General features: G+C 72.9%; 16 protein-coding genes. 6 read left to right on the top strand and 10 right to left on the bottom strand.

Going from position 1 to position 19491, the window contains the following annotated elements; genetic code table 11:
- Positions 1-96: 96 nt before the first annotated feature.
- The 4 genes from ACQP1S_RS01185 to purS all read right to left on the bottom strand — a co-directional run bounded on the left by ACQP1S_RS01185 (position 97) and on the right by purS (position 4726).
- Positions 97-852, bottom strand: coding sequence for a 2-phosphosulfolactate phosphatase (locus ACQP1S_RS01185; protein WP_432902175.1), 756 nt, complete (start codon positions 850-852; stop codon positions 97-99).
- 4 nt (positions 853-856) lie between these two features.
- Entirely contained in the window at positions 857-3715 is a 2859-nt protein-coding gene (gene purL, locus ACQP1S_RS01180; RefSeq protein WP_432902173.1) for a phosphoribosylformylglycinamidine synthase subunit PurL, read from the bottom strand.
- A gap of 70 nt (positions 3716-3785) precedes the next feature.
- Positions 3786-4469: a phosphoribosylformylglycinamidine synthase subunit PurQ gene (gene purQ / locus ACQP1S_RS01175; RefSeq protein ID WP_432902171.1), complete on the bottom strand. Its 684-nt coding sequence runs from the start codon at positions 4467-4469 to the stop codon at positions 3786-3788.
- Positions 4466-4726: a phosphoribosylformylglycinamidine synthase subunit PurS gene (gene purS / locus ACQP1S_RS01170; RefSeq protein ID WP_091252121.1), complete on the bottom strand. Its 261-nt coding sequence runs from the start codon at positions 4724-4726 to the stop codon at positions 4466-4468. Before purS ends, purQ begins: the two co-directional genes overlap by 4 nt.
- Positions 4727-5464: 738 nt before the next feature.
- Here purS and ACQP1S_RS01165 point away from each other — a divergent pair.
- Positions 5465-6031, top strand: coding sequence for a YbjQ family protein (locus ACQP1S_RS01165; protein ID WP_432902169.1), 567 nt, complete (start codon positions 5465-5467; stop codon positions 6029-6031).
- Positions 6032-6346: 315 nt separating this feature from the next.
- Here ACQP1S_RS01165 and purB read toward each other — a convergent pair whose 3' ends face one another.
- The 6 genes from purB to ACQP1S_RS01135 all read right to left on the bottom strand — a co-directional run bounded on the left by purB (position 6347) and on the right by ACQP1S_RS01135 (position 13869).
- Positions 6347-7771, bottom strand: a complete 1425-nt coding sequence (gene purB, locus ACQP1S_RS01160) for an adenylosuccinate lyase (RefSeq protein ID WP_432902167.1) — start codon at positions 7769-7771, stop codon at positions 6347-6349.
- A gap of 99 nt (positions 7772-7870) precedes the next feature.
- Positions 7871-9838 carry a GTP-binding protein gene (locus ACQP1S_RS01155; RefSeq protein WP_432902165.1) on the bottom strand — a complete coding sequence of 656 codons (1968 nt, stop codon included), beginning with the start codon at positions 9836-9838 and terminating at the stop codon, positions 7871-7873.
- 204 nt (positions 9839-10042) lie between these two features.
- Positions 10043-10660, bottom strand: coding sequence for a hypothetical protein (locus ACQP1S_RS01150; RefSeq protein ID WP_432902163.1), 618 nt, complete (start codon positions 10658-10660; stop codon positions 10043-10045).
- A gap of 436 nt (positions 10661-11096) precedes the next feature.
- A complete protein-coding gene (locus ACQP1S_RS01145; protein ID WP_432902161.1) occupies positions 11097-11348 on the bottom strand; it encodes a hypothetical protein in 252 nt (83 codons plus the stop codon).
- 113 nt (positions 11349-11461) lie between these two features.
- Positions 11462-12409 carry a TNT domain-containing protein gene (locus ACQP1S_RS01140; RefSeq protein ID WP_432902159.1) on the bottom strand — a complete coding sequence of 316 codons (948 nt, stop codon included), beginning with the start codon at positions 12407-12409 and terminating at the stop codon, positions 11462-11464.
- A gap of 167 nt (positions 12410-12576) precedes the next feature.
- Complete coding sequence (locus ACQP1S_RS01135) at positions 12577-13869, bottom strand: acetyl-CoA C-acetyltransferase (RefSeq protein ID WP_432902157.1); 1293 nt, start codon at positions 13867-13869, stop codon at positions 12577-12579.
- A gap of 56 nt (positions 13870-13925) precedes the next feature.
- Here ACQP1S_RS01135 and ACQP1S_RS01130 point away from each other — a divergent pair, with 56 nt between their 5' ends.
- From ACQP1S_RS01130 to ACQP1S_RS01110, 5 genes are all read left to right on the top strand, one after another.
- On the top strand, positions 13926-15302 hold the full coding sequence (locus tag ACQP1S_RS01130; RefSeq protein ID WP_432902155.1) for a 3-oxoacyl-ACP reductase: 1377 nt from the start codon (positions 13926-13928) through the stop codon (positions 15300-15302).
- A 251-nt stretch (positions 15303-15553) separates the two neighbouring features.
- Positions 15554-16456, top strand: coding sequence for a MaoC/PaaZ C-terminal domain-containing protein (locus tag ACQP1S_RS01125; protein ID WP_432907681.1), 903 nt, complete (start codon positions 15554-15556; stop codon positions 16454-16456).
- A 205-nt stretch (positions 16457-16661) separates the two neighbouring features.
- Positions 16662-17414 carry an NUDIX hydrolase gene (locus tag ACQP1S_RS01120; RefSeq protein ID WP_432902153.1) on the top strand — a complete coding sequence of 251 codons (753 nt, stop codon included), beginning with the start codon at positions 16662-16664 and terminating at the stop codon, positions 17412-17414.
- Positions 17411-18472 carry a serine/threonine protein kinase gene (locus tag ACQP1S_RS01115; RefSeq protein ID WP_432902151.1) on the top strand — a complete coding sequence of 354 codons (1062 nt, stop codon included), beginning with the start codon at positions 17411-17413 and terminating at the stop codon, positions 18470-18472. Before ACQP1S_RS01120 ends, ACQP1S_RS01115 begins: the two co-directional genes overlap by 4 nt.
- Positions 18473-18482: 10 nt before the next feature.
- Complete coding sequence (locus ACQP1S_RS01110; RefSeq protein ID WP_432902149.1) at positions 18483-19442, top strand: hypothetical protein; 960 nt, start codon at positions 18483-18485, stop codon at positions 19440-19442.
- Positions 19443-19491: the final 49 nt, after the last annotated feature.

Here is a 19491-nt window from a genome sequence, read left to right as displayed (position 1 = left end):
CCCGCAGCGCGTCGGTGCAGTCCACAGCGTCGGTGCGGCCCACAGCCAATTCGGCCGCAGTGTCGGTGCGGCGCAGTCGGCGCAGCCCGTGCCGGTTCAGCCGGCCGAGAAGACGCCCTGGCGGAGCACCGGCACCACGTTCGAGACGTCCCGTTGCACGGCGACCTCGACGTCACCGGCGAAGCCGCCCTCGATCAACTCCCGACCGGAGACGCAGCCGCGGACCGCCGCCGGCACGTCGGGGATGCTGGCCAGGGCGGCGAGCGCCACCGCCGCCTCCACCGAGAGTCCCCCGGGTGCCCCGGAGATCGCATCCAGCACGCTGGCCGCGCCCAACTGGTCCTCCACCGAGGGGCGCAGGGTGCCGTCCGGCCAGCGTTCACCGGCGGCCACCACCCCCACCGGGGCATCCGCCGCGCCGTACCCGTGGCGGTGCAGCCAGCGCCCGACGGCGCGGGCGTTGCGCAGGCAGGCCGCAACCACCGGGCGGCCGGTGGCGCTGGCGGCGGCGCTGATCGCGGAGCCGTTGGGCGACGGCAGCACCAGGTCGGCGACGCGCGGCGCGCTACTCAGGGCCGCCGGGGAGAGCGACCACGGGTGCTCCGTGCTCGTCTGCCGGCGACCCACCGCGGCCACCGCGCCGACCCGCATCGCATAGTCGGCCGCCTGTTCTCCCCAGGGGAACGGGTGGACCCGCATCCCCCGGGCGACCGCCACCTCCACGGCGGTGGTGAACGAGAGCACGTCCACCACCACCAGTACGGCGCAGACCCGGCCGAGCTCCGCCGCCCCGGTCGGCCCCCAGTCGAACCGGGCACCCGATCCGGGCTGAGCGTGGACGACCGGGGTCACCGCCTCAGCGCTGGTCTGGCGTCGGGCGCTGCCCGCCGCCGTCACCGGTCCCGGACGCCGCAGCGTCGTCCGCGCCGGCCTGCGGGGTGGACCCGGCCGTCGGTACGTCAACATCGTGCCCGCTGGCCGCCGACGCGGCGTCCGCCCCCGAGGCGGCGTCCGACGTCGGCGCGGAGCCCGCCGGGGCGGCCGGTGCCGGCGCGGAGCCCGCAGAAGCGTCCGGCCCGGCGGCCGTGGCGGCGCGGGTCTCCGGACCGCCCGACACCGGGGCGGCGGTCGCCGGGGCGGCCACCGCCTCGCCGGCCGGGTCGTCCGCGTCCGCCGGCTGCTCCCGCTCCGGTACGTCCACCGGCTGCCCGGCGGTGGCCGGCGCGATCGTGGTGGTGCCGGTCCGGGCCGCCTCGACCTGCACCTGGGCCGCCTCCGACCCACCGAAGAGCCGGGGCAGGGTCGCGGTGTGCACGGCCCGCAGCTCGTCCAGACCGATCCGGAACTGGCCGTGCACGTCCAGGGCGTCGCTCGTCGGGTCGGTGACGCCGATCTGCTCCCACGGCACGCCACGCTCGGTGCAGAGGGCGGTGAAAGCCTTCTCGTGCCCGCGCGGAACGGTCACCAGCACCCGGCCGGCGGACTCGCTGTAGAGGAAGACGAACGGCAGCGAGCCGTCGGCGAACCGCTCCGGCACCCCGACCCGGGCCCCGACCCCCCGGCGCAGGCAGGACTCGACCAGGCTCTGGGCGAGTCCCCCGTCGGAGAGGTCGTGTGCGGAGCTGAGGTGACCCACCCGGGCAGCCTCCGCCATCAGCTCGGCGAGCTGGCGCTCCCGGCCCAGGTCGACCTGCGGCGGCATGCCACCCAGGTGCTCGTGCGTCACCCAGGCCCACTCCGAGCCGGACAGCTCCACGTGCGTGTCACCGAGCAGGAACAGCTGGTCGTGGTCGCCACCGGTACGCGGGACGAAGCCCATCGGCACCCGGTCGGCCACGTTGTCCAGCACACCCAGCACACCGACCACCGGGGTCGGGTGGATCGCGGCGGCACCGGTCTGGTTGTAGAAGCTGACGTTGCCGCCGGTCACCGGGATGCCCAGCTCCAGGCAGCCGTCCGCCAGGCCACGGACGGCCTCGGCGAACTGCCACATCACGCCCGGGTCCTCCGGCGAGCCGAAGTTGAGGCAGTTGGTCACGGCGATCGGCTTCGCACCGGTCACCGCCACGTTCCGGTACGCCTCGGCGAGCGCCAGCTTCGTCCCCTGGTAGGGGTCGAGGCGGGCGTACCGGCCGTTGCCGTCGACGGAGAGGGCGACCCCGAGGCCGCTCTGCTCGTCGATCCGGATCACGCCGGAGTCCTCCGGCTGGGCGAGCACGGTGTTGCCCAGCACGTACCTGTCGTACTGCTCGGTGACCCAGGTCTTGTCGGCCAGGTTCGGCGAGGCGATCATGCGGAGCAGGGTCTCCCGCAGCGCCTCCGGGTTGCTCGGCCGGGGCAGCGTCTCGGCCCGGTCGGCCTGGAGCAGGATCAGGTCGGCCGGCTCCCGCATCGGGCGGGCATAGACCGGACCGTCGTCGACCAGCGAGCCCGGCGGCACGTCGACCACCACGTGGTCGTTCCAGGTGACCAGCAGCCGGCCCGGCCGGCCGTCCGGCGCGGGCGCGGTGACCTCGCCGATCGCGGTGGCCAGCACCCCCCACTTCTCGGCGGTCTTGAGCACCGCCTCCAGCTTCTCCGGGGTCACCACCAGCAGCATCCGCTCCTGGGACTCGCTGGCCAGGATCTCGTGCGGCTCCATCGACGGCTCGCGCAGCGGAACCCGCTCCAGCCAGACCCGCATCCCGGTGCCGGCGGACGCGGCGGTCTCGGTGAGCGCGCAGGTCAGGCCCGCGCCGCCGAGGTCCTGGATGCCGACGACCAGCTCGGCGTCGTACAGCTCCAGGCACGCCTCGATCAGCAGCTTCTCGATGAACGGGTCACCGACCTGCACCGACGGGCGACGCTTCTCGCTGCCCTCGTCGAAGGTGGCGCTGGCCAGCACCGACACGCCGCCGATGCCGTCCCGGCCGGTCTTCGCGCCGAGCAGCACCACGATGTTGCCGGGGCCGGCGGCGTCCTTCTTCTGCAACCGGTCGACCGGCAGGACGCCGAGGCAGAGCGCGTTGAGCAGCGGGTTGCCCTGGTAGCAGGGGTCGAAGACCAGCTCGCCGCCGATGTTGGGCAGGCCGAGGCAGTTGCCGTAGCCGCCGACGCCGGCGACCACGCCGGGCAGCACCCGGGCGGTGTCCGGGTGGTCGGCCGCGCCGAACCGCAGCGGGTCCATCACCGCCACCGGGCGGGCGCCCATCGCCAGGATGTCCCGGACGATGCCGCCGACGCCGGTGGCCGCGCCCTGGTAGGGCTCGACGAAGCTCGGGTGGTTGTGCGACTCGACCTTGAAGGTGACGGCCAGCGTGTCGGAGACCCGGACGACGCCCGCGTTCTCCCCGATGCCGGCGAGCAGCCGGTCGCTCGGCGGGGCCTTCTCACCGAACTGACGCAGGTGCACCTTGCTCGACTTGTAGGAGCAGTGCTCGCTCCACATGATCGAGTACATGGCCAGCTCGGCCTGGGTGGGGCGGCGGCCGAGGATGTGCCGGATCCGGTCGTACTCGTCGTCGCGCAGGCCCAGCTCGGCGTACGGCTGGAGTTCGTCGCCGGTGCCGGCGGCCCGCTGCACGGTGTCCACGCCGTCCGCCCAGTCGAGGGCCGGCGCCGGACCGCTGTGCCGGCCGGCGTCGGCCGGACCGGCCGGCGGCGCGACAGCCGCGTGCGGCTCCGCCGGGACGGAGCCCGCGGCTGCCCGAACGGCCGGGTCCTGGTGGGTGGTCATGACCTCTCCTCGCTGCGCTCGTACCCGCCCGTGGGGCGGTGGAGCCGACCGATGTACCCGCCGCGCATCGTCACGCCGGCGTCCCCACCAGGTGCTTGAGCACTGAGGTGAAGAAGCCGAGGCCGTCCAGCGAGGGGCCGGTGAGCGCCTCGACCGCGTGCTCCGGGTGGGGCATGATGCCGACCACGTTGCCGGCGGCGTTGGTGATCGCGGCGATGTCCCGCTGGGAGCCGTTCGGGTTGCCGCCGACGTAGCGGGCGACGACCCGGCCGTCGGCCTCCAACTCGTCGAGAGTGGCGGTGTCCGCGACGTAGCAGCCCTCGCCGTTCTTGACCGGGATGAGGATCTCCTGGCCGGGCTGGAAGGTGTTCGTCCAGGCGGTGCCGGCGGACTCGACCCGCAGGACCTGGTCCCGGTTGCGGAAGTGCAGGTGCTGGTTGCGGGTGAGCGCGCCGGGCAGCAGGTGGGCCTCGCAGAGGATCTGGAAGCCGTTGCAGATGCCGAGCACCGGCAGGCCACCCCGGGCGGCGTCGACCAGGGTCTCCATCACCGGGGCGAACCGGGCGATGGCCCCGCAGCGCAGGTAGTCACCGTAGGAGAAGCCACCGGGGAGGACGACGGCGTCCACCCCGTGCAGCTCCGGGTCACCGTGCCAGAGCCGGACCGGCTCCGCGCCGGAGATCCGCACGGCACGGGCGGCATCCCCGTCGTCCAGCGAGCCGGGGAAGGTCACCACTCCGACGCGGGCGGTCACGAGTGCGCGTCCACGGTCTCGTCGGCCTCGACCCGGACCGTGAAGTCCTCGATGACAGGGTTGGCGAGCAGTTTGTCGGCGATCTCCCGGGCCCGGTCCAGGTCCGGTTCGCCGGTGAACTCGATCTCGATCCGCCTGCCGATCCGGACGGAGGCGACGTCACTGACGCCGAGCCGCGGCAGCGCGTTTGCGACGGCCTGGCCCTGAGGATCGAGGATCTCGGGCTTGAGCATGACGTCGACGACGACGCGAGGCACTGGGCACTCCTGACTGTGTACGCAGTTGGGTGCCGGCCCACTACGGGCGAGCGCAGCCAGCGTACCTGGCAGATTCCGGTCTGGACGCACCGGCCGGGCGCAGTTCAGGCAGTGATCGACATTACCGGCCGTCGGGATGGGCGGTCGAGATCCGTTCGTTGCCGCTCTGATGCGGATTTGTTGCCGATTATCGACGCGTCGCCTCGACACACCCCCCCTGAGCAGGCAATACGCGGCTCAACGCCAGATTTGGGACCGGTATCCGACAAACAGGGACGAGCATGTCGCGGGTCATCTCTGTCACATTGATCCAACTGGATCGGGATCTGGTGACCGAGCCCGGCCACGTCTGCCATCAATCGTCAGATTTCGACGCCTGGTCGACCTGCCGCAGGGTGCCCCCACGATCACCCGGATCAACCGGGTGAACCTCTCGGTCTCGACACCAGCCCCGGTGCCGCCCGACCCGGTACCCCGGCGGCACCGACACGGTCCACCGCCCGGGCCCGACCCGCCACCGCGGTAGGGCGTCCCGCCAGCCCAGGACCGCCCCGGCACGGGTGACCCCGGTGGCAGCCGGCACCGGGATGTCGTTCCGGGCCCCGGCGGGCGGCACAGCGGCCAGCGGGTCGACGTCGCCTCCACCGTCGACGGGCCGCGCGCGGCACTGTCGCGTACAACCGGGCCTGGATCACCTCGACGGCCGGTGTCTGACGGTTACCACCTCGCGGGGCGCGGATGGCCGGTCGAGAGCCAACCGTCCGCGCCGCCTCGTTTTGCAGCATCCGACCAGCCGCGCACGGCACGCTCCGACGGTCTACGACTACTGACAGCATCGGAACCGTGCTGGTCGTGACGACGGATCAACTGCCCGGCTACGAGATCCGCCAGATCCTCGGCGAAGTGGTGTCGTCGATGGCGCGGACCCGAAACCCGTACCGCGAGGGGGTCAAGAACCTGCGCGGCGGCGCGTACGACCCGATGGCCCCGGACAACCTCACCCGCTGGCGTACCGACTCGGTGGCCCGGCTCGGCGAGGAGGCCCTGCGTATCGGCGCGAACGCCGTCGTGGGAATGCGGTTCGACAGCCGGGACTGCGGCGAGATGTGGATGGAGATCTGCGCCTACGGCACGGCGGTGATCGTGGCGCCCAAGGTCCCCGACGTCATGCCGCACGACCAGCCCCTGATCGCCGCGGAGACCGCCCACGAGCCCGGCTTCACCGGTACCCCCGGCGGTATCGCCGAGCCGGCGAGCGCCCCCGACCTCTCCTCCGCCGCCCAAACCCCCACCCCCAACCCCTAACCCCGCCCACCCACCCGCCCCCGCCCCTCGCCCGACCGACCACCCGGCTGACCCCCGTTGATCAAGAGGTTTACGCCAAGTTGATCTCGAAGAATGACGCAAACCTCTTGGTCACCGGCGACACCCGCACCAGCACCCGACAACCCGGCACCCAACGGACGGACGCCAGGCGGAGCGGGACGACCGGGCGCACCCGGGGCCCGACCAAGCGTGTTGATCAAGAGGTTCAGGTCAAGTTGATCACTAATGGTGACGCAAACCTCTTGATCAACGGGGGACTGCGGGGGTGGGAGGGGAGAGGAGGGAGGGGAGGGGTTAGAGGATGGGGGGTGGGGAGTAGGTGGCGGCTTCGGGGTGGGCGGTGACGACGGTGGTGATGCGGCGGGTGATCGCGTCCACCTGGGCCTGGGCGGCGCCGGCGAAGGTGGCGGGGTCGGCGACCAGGGTGTCGATCTCGCTGCGGGTCAGGCCGAGGCGGGAGTCGGCGGCCAGCCGGTCGAAGAGGTCGTTCTCCGGGGCGCCCTTCTCCCGCATGGCGAGGGCGACCGCCACGGCGTGCTCCTTGATCACCTCGTGGGCGACCTCCCGGCCGACGCCCCGGCGCACCGCCGCGACGAGGATCTTGGTGGTGGCCAGGAAGGGCAGGAAGCGCTCCAACTCCCGGCTGATCACCGCCGGGTACGCCCCGAACTCGTCGAGCACGGTGAGGAAGGTCTGGAACAACCCGTCGGCGGCGAAGAAGGCGTCCGGCAGGGCCACCCGGCGCACCACCGAGCAGGAGACGTCCCCTTCGTTCCACTGGTCACCGGCCAGCTCGCCGACCATCGACAGGTAACCACGGATGATCACCGCGAAGCCGTTCACCCGCTCCGACGAGCGGGTGTTCATCTTGTGCGGCATCGCGCTGGAGCCGACCTGGCCCGGCTTGAAGCCCTCGGTGGCCAGCTCCTGACCGACCATCAGCCGGATCGTGGTGGCCAACGACGACGGCGCGGCGGCCACCTGGGCGAGAGCGGAGAGCACCGCCATGTCGATCGAGCGCGGATAGACCTGCCCGACGCTGTCCAGCACCCGGGAGAAGCCCAGGTGCTCGGCCACCCGCCGCTCCAACTCGGCGACCTTGGCGGCGTCGCCGTCGAAGAGGTCGAGCTGGTCGGCGGCGGTGCCGACCGGCCCCTTGATCCCGCGCAGCGGGTACCAGTTGATCAGGTCTTCCAGCCGCTCGTACGCGATCAGCAGTTCCTCGGCGGCCGAGGCGAAGCGCTTGCCCAGCGTGGTGGCCTGCGCGGCGACGTTGTGCGAGCGGCCGGTCAGCACCAGGCCGGAGTGCTCGTGGGCGAGCCAGGCCAGCCGGGCCAGCGCGGCGACCACCCGGTCGCGGATCAGCTCCAGCGAGGCACGCACCTGGAGCTGCTCGACGTTCTCGGTGAGGTCGCGGGAGGTCATCCCCTTGTGCACGTGCTCGTGCCCGGCGAGCGCGCTGAACTCCTCGATCCGGGCCTTCACGTCGTGCCGGGTGACCCGCTCCCGCTCGGCGATCGACGCCAGGTCGACCTGGTCGACCACCCGCTCGTACGCCTCGACCACGCCGTCCGGCACCGCCACGCCGAGGTCCCGCTGGGCGCGGAGCACGGCGAGCCAGAGTCGCCGCTCCATCCGCACCTTCTCCTGCGGGGACCAGAGGGCGACCAGCTCGGGTGAGGCGTACCGGTGGGCGAGCACGTTCGGGATCGTCGTCACGTACCTCATTCTCTCCTACCCGACGACCGCCGCCCTGGTCGGGCCGACCAGGGCGGCGGTCGCGTGCCACCCGGCGTCCGCGTCGAGCCGGGCGACCGGTCACCCCCGTCTGAGTACGTGTGCCAGGTATTCCCTGCGGTGCAGCGGGTTGCCGTCGGTGCGCCGTCGGGTCGGTGGGGTGCCGGTGGTGCGGCGGTGGCCGCTCAGCGCGGAGACGAAGACGCCTTCGCCGTGGGACAGGCCCGGTAGCTGCCGCTCGATGTCGTGGACGTTGCTCGCGGGGATCGTGCCGTGCAGGCGGCTGACCGGGCCGTGGGTGTCGCAGTGGTCCACGATCGCCCGCGCGGCGGTCAGCCGGGACATGACCGCGCGGACCGTGTCGGCGGGCACCTCCACCTCGAACTGGTTGACCGGCTCGTGCACCGTGGTCCGCGCCGTGCTCAGCGCCGCCATCAGCACCAGCGGGGTGAGCTTGCGGAAGTCGCCGGCCGAGGTGACCGGGCTGAAGTAGGCGGTGTCGGTCAACGTGACCACGCAGTCGACGACCTCCCAGCCGTACAGCCCCTGCTGCAACGTCTGCCGGACGGTCTCCTCGATCGCCTTGTGGAAGGCGGCGGGCAGCCCACCGGGCTCGACCCCGATCCGGTACCGCACTCCGCTGCCGGCGGGACCCGGCGCGATCCGCAGGCCGACGGTGGCGGCGAACTCGTTCTGCCAGATCACCTCCAGCCCGTGGCCGACGCCCACCACCTTTTCGACGTACACCGTCGTGGTCTCCTCGAAGACCACCTCGATGCCGTACCGGTCCAGGAGCAGGCCCTTGATGACCTCGCGTTGCACCTCGCCGTAGAGGGCCACCGAGATGGTCCGGTCCGCCTCGTGGCGACGTACGTTGATCAGCGGGTCCTCCTCAGCCAGCCGTTGCAGGCGCTGGTAGAACTCAGCGTTCTGCGCGGGCCGGGCGGCCCGGACGACTGTCTCCAGGCTGGGCGGCGCGAAGAAGCCACCGGATGGCAGTCCTTCGGGCGCACCGAGCTGGTCGCCGACCTGCACGTGTGCCAGCCCGTACACCTTGGCGATGTCGCCGGGCTCGGCGGCCGTCTCGTGGGTGGTGGTGCCCTGCGCGAAGACCCGCACCGACGTCACCTTGCCGTTTCCTCCGATCACCTCGCCGGTGCGGCCACGGCGGTAGGTGTCGACCGGTTCCCGGGCCGTGAGCCGGCCGGAGTGCACCCGCGCGTAGGCGACCTTCTCGCCGCCGGGCACCCAGTCGATCTTGAAGACGCTCGCCCGCAACCGCGCCGCCGGGTCGCCGGCCACCGGTGGGAGGAACTCCCGGACGGCCCGGAGCAGTTCATCAACGCCCTCGCCGGTGATTGCCGAGCCGAAGTACACCGGCACCACCCGCGCCTGCCGCACCTGGCGGGTCAACTCGGCGCGATAGTCGCCCTCGGTGAGGTGCGTCGTGTCGTCAAGGTAGGACTCAAGGAACGCGTCGCTCTCCTCGGCCAGCAGGTCGGCCACCGACGCGGCCCGCCCGCCAGCGGACAGCGGCAGGGGTAGCGCCCGTGCCCCGACGGTGCCGGGACCGGTCACCGTGCTCATCGCGAGCGGGCGGGGGGTCAGTTTCTCCCCGATGCTGTCCAGCAACTCCTGGTAGCGGGCACCGACGCGGTCGATCTTGTTGGCGAAGACGAGGACGGGAATCCGCAGGCGGGTCAGCGTCCGCATGAGAATCCGGGTCTGGGCCTGCACCCCCTCGACGGCCGAGACCACCAGAATGGCGCCGTCGAGCACCCGCAGGGCCCGCTCCACCTCGGCAATGAAATCGGGGTGCCCGGGTGTGTCGATCAGATTGACCGGAAGACCGTCGATGTTGAACGAGACCACCGCCGACCGGATGGTGATCCCACGACGCCGCTCCATCTCCATGGAGTCGGTCTGGGTGCTACCGGCGTCGACGCTTCCGACCTGGTCGATGACACCGGTGTGCTGAAGAAGCCGCTCGGTCAGGCTCGTTTTTCCCGCATCAACATGCGCAACGATCCCGATATTGAGGGAGCCCATTGATGAACGCCACCCTGGGGTAGATAGCCGACATGACCGTCCCGTCTGGTGCTCCGGACTGTCGGCGCATCTCCACTCCCCCGTCGGAATACGTGTCTCAATGAAGGTCTGTGCGGACCGGACTTTACCAGCGGCGTCGCCGCCTCGGCCGCGCCTTTCCGGCGGGCGGAGCCGGCCGGGCCGCGCGGTCCACGGAAATCAGCATCAGACCTTCGGGATGTCGTGCACCGGGGCGGTGACCACGATGGTCTTCGTCTGCGTGCCGTGCGCGTTGCGCGCCGTCAACGTGTAGGTGTGCCGCTGGATGTCGCCCTCCCGCCCCGAGCAGGGGAAGGTGAACTCCTCGCTGCCGGCCGACGGGTAGTCGTCGCGGTAGATGCCGGGGCCGTCGACCGACAGGGCCACCGAGGTCACGTTGCCGACCCGCCACTCCATCAGCACCCCGCCGCCGGGGATCGGGTTGACGGTGGTGCCGGCCGGGCAGCGCGGCTTGTCGGTGACCCGGAAGTAGCTGATGGTGGGGCCGCCGGCCTTCGTACCGGACTTGGCGCCGCCGCTGTCCCCACCACCGCCGGTCGAAGGGCTGGCGGTGGGAGCGGCGGTGGGGCCGGCACCCCCGACCGCGACGCCCGGGGCCCCGCCGTCGGTGACCGTGCCGGTGTCGCCGGAGCCGTCCCTCGCGTGGCCCGGCCCCGCCGGGCCGCCGGCCGCCCCGATCGCCGGGGGCCCCTCGGAACCCGTCGTGGTGGCGGCACAACCGCCAGCGGCGAGCACGACGGCAAAAGCAACGGCAGCGGTACGCAGCAGGGCACGACCGGGCATGACACTCCTCGACGGGGCGCCGCCACCATGACGTCCGGGCGGGCTGACACCACGGTAGGAAGCCCCGACAACACCGTTCCGAACTGCGCGAACACTCAGCAGGTCACAGCGGGCGGTCAGGATTCGAGTGGTGGCGTGGGCGCACCGACTGCGCCTGACCCGGTGAATCCGACGACTGTCAGGATCCTCGACAGCCACGTACCCGATCCGGAAACCCACCTCTGCGTGGTCTGCCTCGTGCCGGGGCCGTCCCAGCTGGCAGTGCGCCGGGTGCGGCGAGCCCTGGCCCTGCCGGGTCCGACGCGACCGACTACTCAGCGAGTACGCGGACGATCGACTCCCGGGAGGCGGAACAGCGGTATCGCGGGGGCCGGGACACCGCTGTTCCGCCCCCGATGAGTGGATCACCCCGGCCAGGCCGGGGCCGGGCGGCACGTCAGGGCGGGGTGGGGCGACCGGTCAGTGCCCGCCACAGCCCCGCGCACGCCTCCGGCTCGGTGTCGTACGCCAGGCGGACGTCGTACACCCCGCGTTCGTACGCCCCGATCTCCCACCGGGCGTCGGCGGACCGGCGGAGGAACCAGAAGTCGGGTGGCAGGGGGACGTGCTCGTGCACCTTCTCCAACTCGAAGGCGTCCGGGGAGATCCCGGTCGCGAAGAGGGCGTTACGCAGCTCGTGCCGATCCACGGTGACCTCCTGGGTGCGGAAACGGGCCGGGCCGGCGACCTGCCCGGCCGCCGCCCGGACGGCCGGGCCGGGCCGGACACGACAGGAGCCGGCCGGGTCGGGGCGGCAGCGGATCAACAGATCGGCGCGGTGCGCAGTCCGCCGCCCACCCCACCCTGACGCGGCACGGCGTCGGTCGGGCAGGGCGGCGTGCTCCCACCCAGATACTCCTCGACGATGACGTGGTGGTCCAGCAGCCACTGCACGTTCAGCAGGTTGCCGGCCTGCGGCACGTACGCCGGGTTGAGCTGGAACTGGGTGCCCATGCCGGGCTGCGCGAACCAGGGGGCGATCGGGCCGGAGTCGACGTCGAACGGCGTGAGCACGCAGTAGGTGTGGTAGTTCGCCAGCGGAGCGGCAGGCGTGGTGGCCGGTGGCGTCGGTGGGGTGTTCAGGCTCTGCGGGGCGAGGGAGCGGGAGCCGAACGGGGTACCGAGCGGGGCCAGGAAGGCGCCGCCGGTGAAGCCGAAGCGGTCCAGGCGGTATCCCGGCAGCATGGTCTGCCGCTGCTTAACCGCTTTGCCGTCCGGGCCGAGGAAGAAGCCGCTCTCCGGCGGGAAGACCAGCGTGGTGCCTGCTCCGTTCACCGTGTAGTTCTGGACCCACCGGGACTCGCCCTGTGCGCCGAACCGCTGGTAGCCGGCGAGCAGCGGGCCGACCGGGGACGGGCTCGGCAACGTGGTCGGCCCGAGCAGTCGGTTGTCGTCGTAGAACCGGGTGGTCTGCGGCGCATCCGGCGGTAGGCCGGGGCGGCAGTGACTCTCGTCCGGCGGGGGCTGCTGACCACCGGATCGGCCGGGCTGCGCAGCACCGGGCAGGGCGGATGGCTGGTCGGACCGGATGTTCCGGGCGTTGGGCTGGGTGTGGCCGGGGCGGCTGCCGTCCGGCCCCCGGGTGCCGTCGTCGGAGAGCGCGGCGGCCTCGGCCGTGGTGGTCGGCGTACCGGCCGCGGGCGCGACCCCGGGGAAGACGACCAGGGCCGCGGCGGAGAGTACGGCGACGAGCCAGCGTCTGCTTTTCACCACAAACCTCCTGATAAGGGACGAACGAGCGCCCTCATCGTGCGGAGGTCAGCACATGAACGTGAGCATTTGGAAGGTTCGTCCCCCGAAGGGGGCCTTTGTCGCATCCGTCGTCCGTCCCGTCCCGGGCCGGGACGGGACGGTGCGGACTCGGCGCCGGTGCGGTGTCAGCGCTCCAGGATGGCGGTCACGCCCTGCCCGCCGGCCGCGCAGATCGAGATCAACCCCCGGCCGCTGCCCTTCTCGGCGAGCAGTTTCGCCAGCGTCGCCACGATCCGGCCACCGGTGGCGGCGAACGGGTGCCCGGCGGCCAACGACGAGCCGTTGACGTTGAGCCGGTCCCGGTCGATCGCGCCCAGCGGGGCGTCCCGCCCCAACCGGTCCTTGCCGAACTCCGGCGACTCCCAGGCCGCCAGGGTGGCCAGCACCTGAGAGGCGAACGCCTCGTGGATCTCATAGAAGTCGAAGTCTTGGAGGGTCAGCCCGGCCCGGTCCAGCATCCGGGGGACCGCGTACGCGGGGGCCATCAGCAGCCCCTCGTCGCCGTGCACGAAGTCCACCGCCGCCGTCTCCGACCAGGAGAACCAGGCCAGCACGGGCAGTTGGTGCTCACGCGCCCACTGCTCGGAGGCGAGCAGCACGGTGGACGCGCCGTCGGTCAGCGGGGACGAGTTGCCGGCGGTCATGGTGGCCTGCTCGGCGTCCGGGCCCCGGATGCCGAAGACCGGCCGGAGCGCGCCGAGCTTGTCCAGGCTGGTGTCGGCGCGGAGGTTCTGGTCCCGGGTCAGCCCCAGGTAGGGCGTCATCAGGTCGTCGAAGAACCCCCGGTCGTACGCGGCGGCGAGGCGCTGGTGCGAGCGCAGCGCCACCTCGTCCTGGGACCGCCTGTCGACCTGCCAGCGCAGCGCCGTCCGGGCGGCGTGCTCACCCATCGACAGCCCGGTCCGGGGCTCGGCGTTACGCGGCAGCTCCGGTTTGAACGGCTGGTGCGGGCGGAGCTTGGCGGCGATCTTCAGCCGCTCGCCGAGGGTCCGGGCGCTGTTGAGTTTCAGCAGGGTACGGCGCATGTCCTCGTTGATCGCCAGCGGCGCGTCGGAGGTGGTGTCGACGCCACCGGCGATGCCCACGTCGAGCTGCCCGAGGGCGATCTTGTTGGCGACCAGGATGGCCGCCTCCAGGCCGGTGCCGCAGGCCTGCTGGATGTCGTACGCGGGGGTGTGCGGATCGAGTTTCGAGCCGAGCACCACCTCACGGGTCAGGTTGAAGTCCTTCGAGTGCTTGAGGACCGCGCCGGCAACCACCTCGCCGACCCGCTGCCCGGCCAGCCCGAACCGGGCGATCAGCCCGTCCAGCGCCGCGCCGAGCAGGTCCGCGTTGGACGCGCTCGCGTACCGGGAGTTGGACCGGGCGAAGGGGATGCGGTTGCCGCCGATGACCGCGACCCGCCGGATGCTCTGCACGATCCCGCCTCCGTTTCTGGACTTGCCCTCAACCTACTGGCCAGTAGGCTACGCCCATGACCGACAGGTACGCGAGCTTCGTCCAATCGGGGGCCGGCCGCGCGCTGGTCAAGCGCCTCGGGCTGCCCGACCCGCCGCGACTGCGCCGGCACACCCCCGGCGACCCGTTGCTGCCCGGCCCGGTCCTGCTCGGCGCGGCCGGCGGGTCGAGACTGGCAGTCCAGGTGGGCCGGATGCTGCTCGACGCCGGGGTCGAGTTGCGCGACACGCCGGCGAGCGGCGACCCGGACCCCACCACAGGCCAACTGCCGAAGAACGGGGCCCTGGTGTACGACGCCACCGGCGTCACCGACTCCACCGGCCTGCGCCAGCTCTACGACTTCTTCCACCCGCAGGCCCGGGCGGTGCTGCCCAGCGGTCGGGTGATCGTGTTGGGCACCCCGCCCGCCGAGTGCGGTTCGCCCCGCGAGGCCACCGCCCAGCGGGCCCTGGAGGGGCTGACCCGCAGCATCGGCAAGGAGTTCGGTCGGGGCGTCACCGCCCAACTGGTGTACGTCACCCGGGCCGGTGACGCCGGCACCCCGACCAGCCTGGAGGCGACCCTGCGGTTCCTGCTCTCCGGCCGCTCCGCGTACGTCTCGGGGCAGGTGGTCCGGGTCGGCACCGGGCCGGCCGCCGTCCCGGCGGACTGGAACCGGCCGCTGGCCGGGCAGGTGGTGCTGGTCACCGGCGCGGCCCGGGGCATCGGCGCGGCGGTCGCCCGGGTGCTGGCCCGCGACGGCGCGCAGGTCGTCGCGCTGGACGTCCCGTCGGCCGGGGACGCCCTCGCGGCGGTCGTCAACGAGATCGGCGGCACCGCCGTACAGCTCGATCTCACCGGGCCGGACGCCCCCACCCGGCTCGCCGACCACCTGGCCGACCGGCACGGCCGGGTCGACGTGGTGGTGCACAATGCCGGCATCACCCGGGACCGGACGCTGGGTCGGATGGACGCCGACCGGTGGGACTCGGTGCTCGACGTCAACCTCTCCAGTCAGGAACGGATCAACGACGTGCTGTGGGAACGGGAGTTGATCCCCGAGGGCGGCCGGATGGTCGCCGTCTCGTCGATCGCCGGGATCGCCGGCAACCGGGGCCAGACCAACTACGCGACCAGCAAGGCCGGGGTGATCGGCCTGGTCGACTCGCTCGCCCCGGCGCTGGCCGGGCGGGGGATCAGCGTCAACGCGGTCGCCCCCGGCTTCATCGAGACCCGGCTGACCGCCCGGGTCCCGCTGGTGATCCGGGAGGCGGGTCGCCGGATGAACAGCCTGGCGCAGGGTGGCCTGCCGGTGGACGTCGCCGAGACGATCGGCTGGCTGGCCTGGCCGGCCTCGGGCGCGGTCAGCGGCAACGTGGTCCGGGTCTGCGGCCAGAGTCTGTTGGGGGCGTGATGGCGCGGCGCAGGAACCGACCCGAGGAGTCCGGCGACGGGGAACTGTCGGTCGGCGACCTGATCGACGGGCCCACCGGGGTCATCTCACCGGCGGCGCTGGCCGCCGCCCGCGCCGCCGGCCCGGGACCCGACCGCAGCGTCGACGAGACCCACGACCTGTCGGCGTACGCTACCGGCGGGCCGGCGGCACCCGAGGAGCTGACGACGCCCGCCACCACCGACCTGTCGGCGTACGCCACCGGGGGTCCGATGGGCCCGACCGCGGGGCACGCCGACGGGGACCTGTCGGCGCGGACCGGGCGGGCCCGGGTGGAGTTGCCCGGTCTGCCCAGGCCGGGCGCGCTCTACCGGCGGGCGTTACGCGACGTGCTGCCCGGCATCAGCCGGTCCCGCCGGCCGGACGCCGCGCCTCCGGTCGAACTGGCCGTCACCGGGGTCACCGTCGACCGGGCCCACCTCGCCGGGTACGACCGGGTCTGCGGTTTCCGGCTGGCCGACACGCTGCCGGCGACCTACCCGCACGTGCTGGGGTTCCCGCTGGCATTGCGGTTGATGACCCTGCCGGAGTTTCCGTTCCCGCTGGCCGGGGTGGTGCACGTGGGCAACCGGATCACCGTGCACCGACCGCTCCCGGCCGGCGAACAGTGGGACTTCGTCGTCCACGCGGAGCAGCTCCGACCGCATCCGCGTGGGCGGCAGGTCGACGTCGTCCTGGTCGGCTCGGTCGGCGGCGAGGAGGTGTGGCGCGGGGTGTCGACGTACCTGGGGCGGGAGCGGGGGGCCGGCGAGGGTGCCGGGCGCGACCCGGGTGAGCGGCCCGCGCCGCCGGCCGCCACCGCACACTGGCGACTCACCCCACGGGTGGGTACGGAGTACGCCCGGGTCTCCGGGGACCACAACCCGATCCACACCTCCCGGCTGGGGGCGCGGCTGTTCGGGTTCCCCCGACCGATCGCGCACGGCATGTGGAGCAAGGCCCGCTGTCTGGCCGCCCTGGAGAGCCGACTGCCGGAGGCGTACACCGTGGAGGTGGGGTTCAAGCTGCCGGTGCCGTTGCCGTCGACGGTGGCGTTCAGCGCCGTCCCGGGCTGGGACTTCGCCCTGCACGACGCGCGAACCGGCCGCCCGCACCTGGTGGGCACCGTCCGCTAGGCGCACCGTCCGCTTGGTGTGCCGCCCGCTTGGCGGCGCTGCCCGGTCGGTGGGCCGTCCGGTCGGTGCGCTGGGCACGGCACGGTGCCGGGCGACCGCGTGACGGGACGCACAGTTCCCGGCCGGCACCGCAGCGGTTGCCCGACGCCTCCCCGTGAGCTATGTTGTTCTCAGATCGAGTAATTCTCAACCTGAGAGGGACGCCGTGAACGAGCAGGACTTCCTCGCCGGATACGACCCCAGCGCCTACCCCTCGACCGCGATCACCGTGGACGTGGTGGCGCTGACCATCCGCGAGGGCGCGCTGCACCTGCTGCTGATCCGACGCGGCCAACCTCCCTACCAGGGGCACTGGGCACTGCCCGGCGGCTTCATCCAGCCCGACGAGGATCTGACCACCGGGGCCCGCCGCGAACTCGCCGAGGAGACCGGCCTGGGCGGCGACCGGCTGCGCCGGGTCCACCTGGAACAGCTCGCCAGTTACGGCACCCCGGACCGGGACCCCCGGATGCGGATCGTCTCCGTCGCCCACCTCGCCTTCGCCCCCGACCTGCCCGATCCGGTCGCCGACTCCGACGCCGACGAGGCCGGCTGGCTGCCGGTCACCGCCCTGCCCAGCCGGCAGCTCGCCTTCGACCACGCCCGGATCGTCGACGACGGGCTGGAACGCGCCCGCTCCAAGCTCGAATACACCCCGCTGGCCACCCGCTTCCTCGGCCCCGAGTTCACCATCGCCGAGCTGCGCGGCGTCTACGAGACGGTCTGGGGGCACCCGCTGCACGCCGGCAACTTCCACCGCAAGGTGCTCTCCGTCCCCGGCTTCGTGGAGAGCACCGGCGTCAGCACCGAACGCGGCGGCGCCCGGGGCGGACCCCGGGCCCGGCTCTACCGGGCCGGCGACGCCCGCCTGCTGCACCCGGCGCTGCTGCGCCCCGCCCGGGAGGAGACGATCCGGTGAGGACCGACGAGGCGATCCGGCTGGTCGCGGCGGCCCGCACCGACACCGACCTGTTCGGCGTCGACACCCCGGCGCGGCGCTACCGCGAGCTGGTCGCGGCCCTGCACCCCGACCGCCTCGGCGCGCTCGACCATCGGGTACGCGCCGCAGCCACCGACGCCTTCGTCCAGGTCACCACCCGCTGGCGCGCCGCCCGCACCCCCGCACCCGGCAACCCGGGAGCCACCGGTGGCCCGGCATCCACCGGTCCCGCCTCGGGTGGGCGGGCCGCCGGCGACGCGTCGACGGTCGTGCTCGGGCGGTACCGGCTCGGCGCCCTGGTCCACGCCGGTGACCTCGCCGACCTCTACGACGTGGGGGCGGACCGGCTGCTCAAACTGCCCCGCGACCCGGCCGACAACGACCTCATGGCCCGCGAGACGCACGCCCTGCTGACCATCGAGGAACGCGGCGACCCCCGCCACCTGCCGTACGTGCCCCGGCTGGTCGACACCTTCCGGCACCGGGACGCCGCCAGCGGGGCGGAACGCCGGATCACCGTGCTCGCCGCCGTACCCGGGCTGCACGATCTCGACGCGGTACGCCGGGCGTACCCGGACGGGTTGGACGCCCGGGACGCGGCCTGGATCTGGCGGCGGCTGCTGGTCGCCCTCGGCCTGGCCCACCGGGCCGGGGTGGTGCACGGCGCGGTGCTCCCCCGGCACGTGCTGATCGAGCCGGACGCGCACGGCGTGGTGCTGGTCGACTGGTGCTTCTCCGCCGTCGAGGGCGGGACCGTCCCGGCGCTGGTCCCCGGCCACGAGGACTGGTACCCGTCGGAGGTCACCGCCCGGCAGCCCGCCGGCCCCGGCACCGACCTGGCGATGGCCGCCCGGTGCATGAGCTGGCTGATGGGCGACCGGGCCCCTCACGAACTTCGCGCCTTCGCCGACGGCTGCCGCCGCCCGGCGCTGGCCGCCCGACCCGACGACGCCTGGCGACTGCTCGGCGAACTCGACGAGGTGCTGGACCGGCTCTACGGGCCGCGCACCTTCCGCCCCTTCACCCTCAACCCCTAGGGAGGCTGCCATGGGCAGCGGAATCTGGTCCACCGACGTGTACGACGCCGCCGACCGCTACCGCCGGAAGAAGGGCACCAGCGCGTTCTCCTACAGCGACAGCGGGGCGCGCACCGTGCACCCGGCGCTCGACCCGCGCGGCGCGGTACGGGAGAGCCGCGACAACGCGGAGCACCCGCAGTCGACGCCCATCGCGGTGCTGTTCGACGTGACCGGCTCGATGGGGCACGTGCCCCGCACCCTCCAGGCCAAGCTGCCGCAACTGCTCGGGCTGCTGCTGCGCCAGGGCTACGCCCGCGACCCGCAGGTGATGTTCGGCGCGATCGGCGACGCCACCTGCGACCGGGTGCCGTTGCAGATGGGGCAGTTCGAGTCGGACAACCGGATGGACGACGACCTCGGCCGGATCGTGCTGGAGGGCGGTGGCGGCGGTCAGATGACCGAGTCGTACGAGCTGGCGATGTACTTCATGGCCCGGCACACGGTCACCGACAGCTGGGAGAAGCGGGGCCGGCGCGGCTACCTGTTCATCATCGGCGACGAGCTGGCCTACCCCCAGGTGAGCCGGCGGGAGGTCAGCCGGCTGATCGGCGACGACCTCGGCGAGGACGTGCCGCTGCGGCAGATGGTCGACGAGGTAACCCGCCGCTGGGACACCTACTACCTGCTCCCTGCCGGCAGCCACTATGCCGGCAACGCCAAGGTGCTCGACTTCTGGCGTGGCCGGCTCGGGCAGCACGCCGTCGTGCTCGACGACCTGGACGCGGTCTGCGAGACCATCGCGCTCACCGTCGGCCTCGGCGAACAGGCCATCGACCTGGACGAGGGCCTTCGTGACCTGCACCGGGCCGGCTCCACCGTCGGCGGCACGGTGTCGAAGGCGCTGGCCCGCCTGGGCGGCGGCCGACAGACCGAGGTCTCCACGCTGCCGGCCGCACCGCACCGCACCGGTGGGGTGACCCGACTGTGACCGACGTCCCCGCCCCCGTGACCCGGCGGCCCGGTCCGCTCCCGACCGG

It is taken from the genome of Micromonospora matsumotoense (assembly GCF_050951065.1).
GTDB lineage: Bacteria > Actinomycetota > Actinomycetes > Mycobacteriales > Micromonosporaceae > Micromonospora > Micromonospora matsumotoensis.
This window is presented reverse-complemented; position numbering and strand designations above follow the sequence as displayed.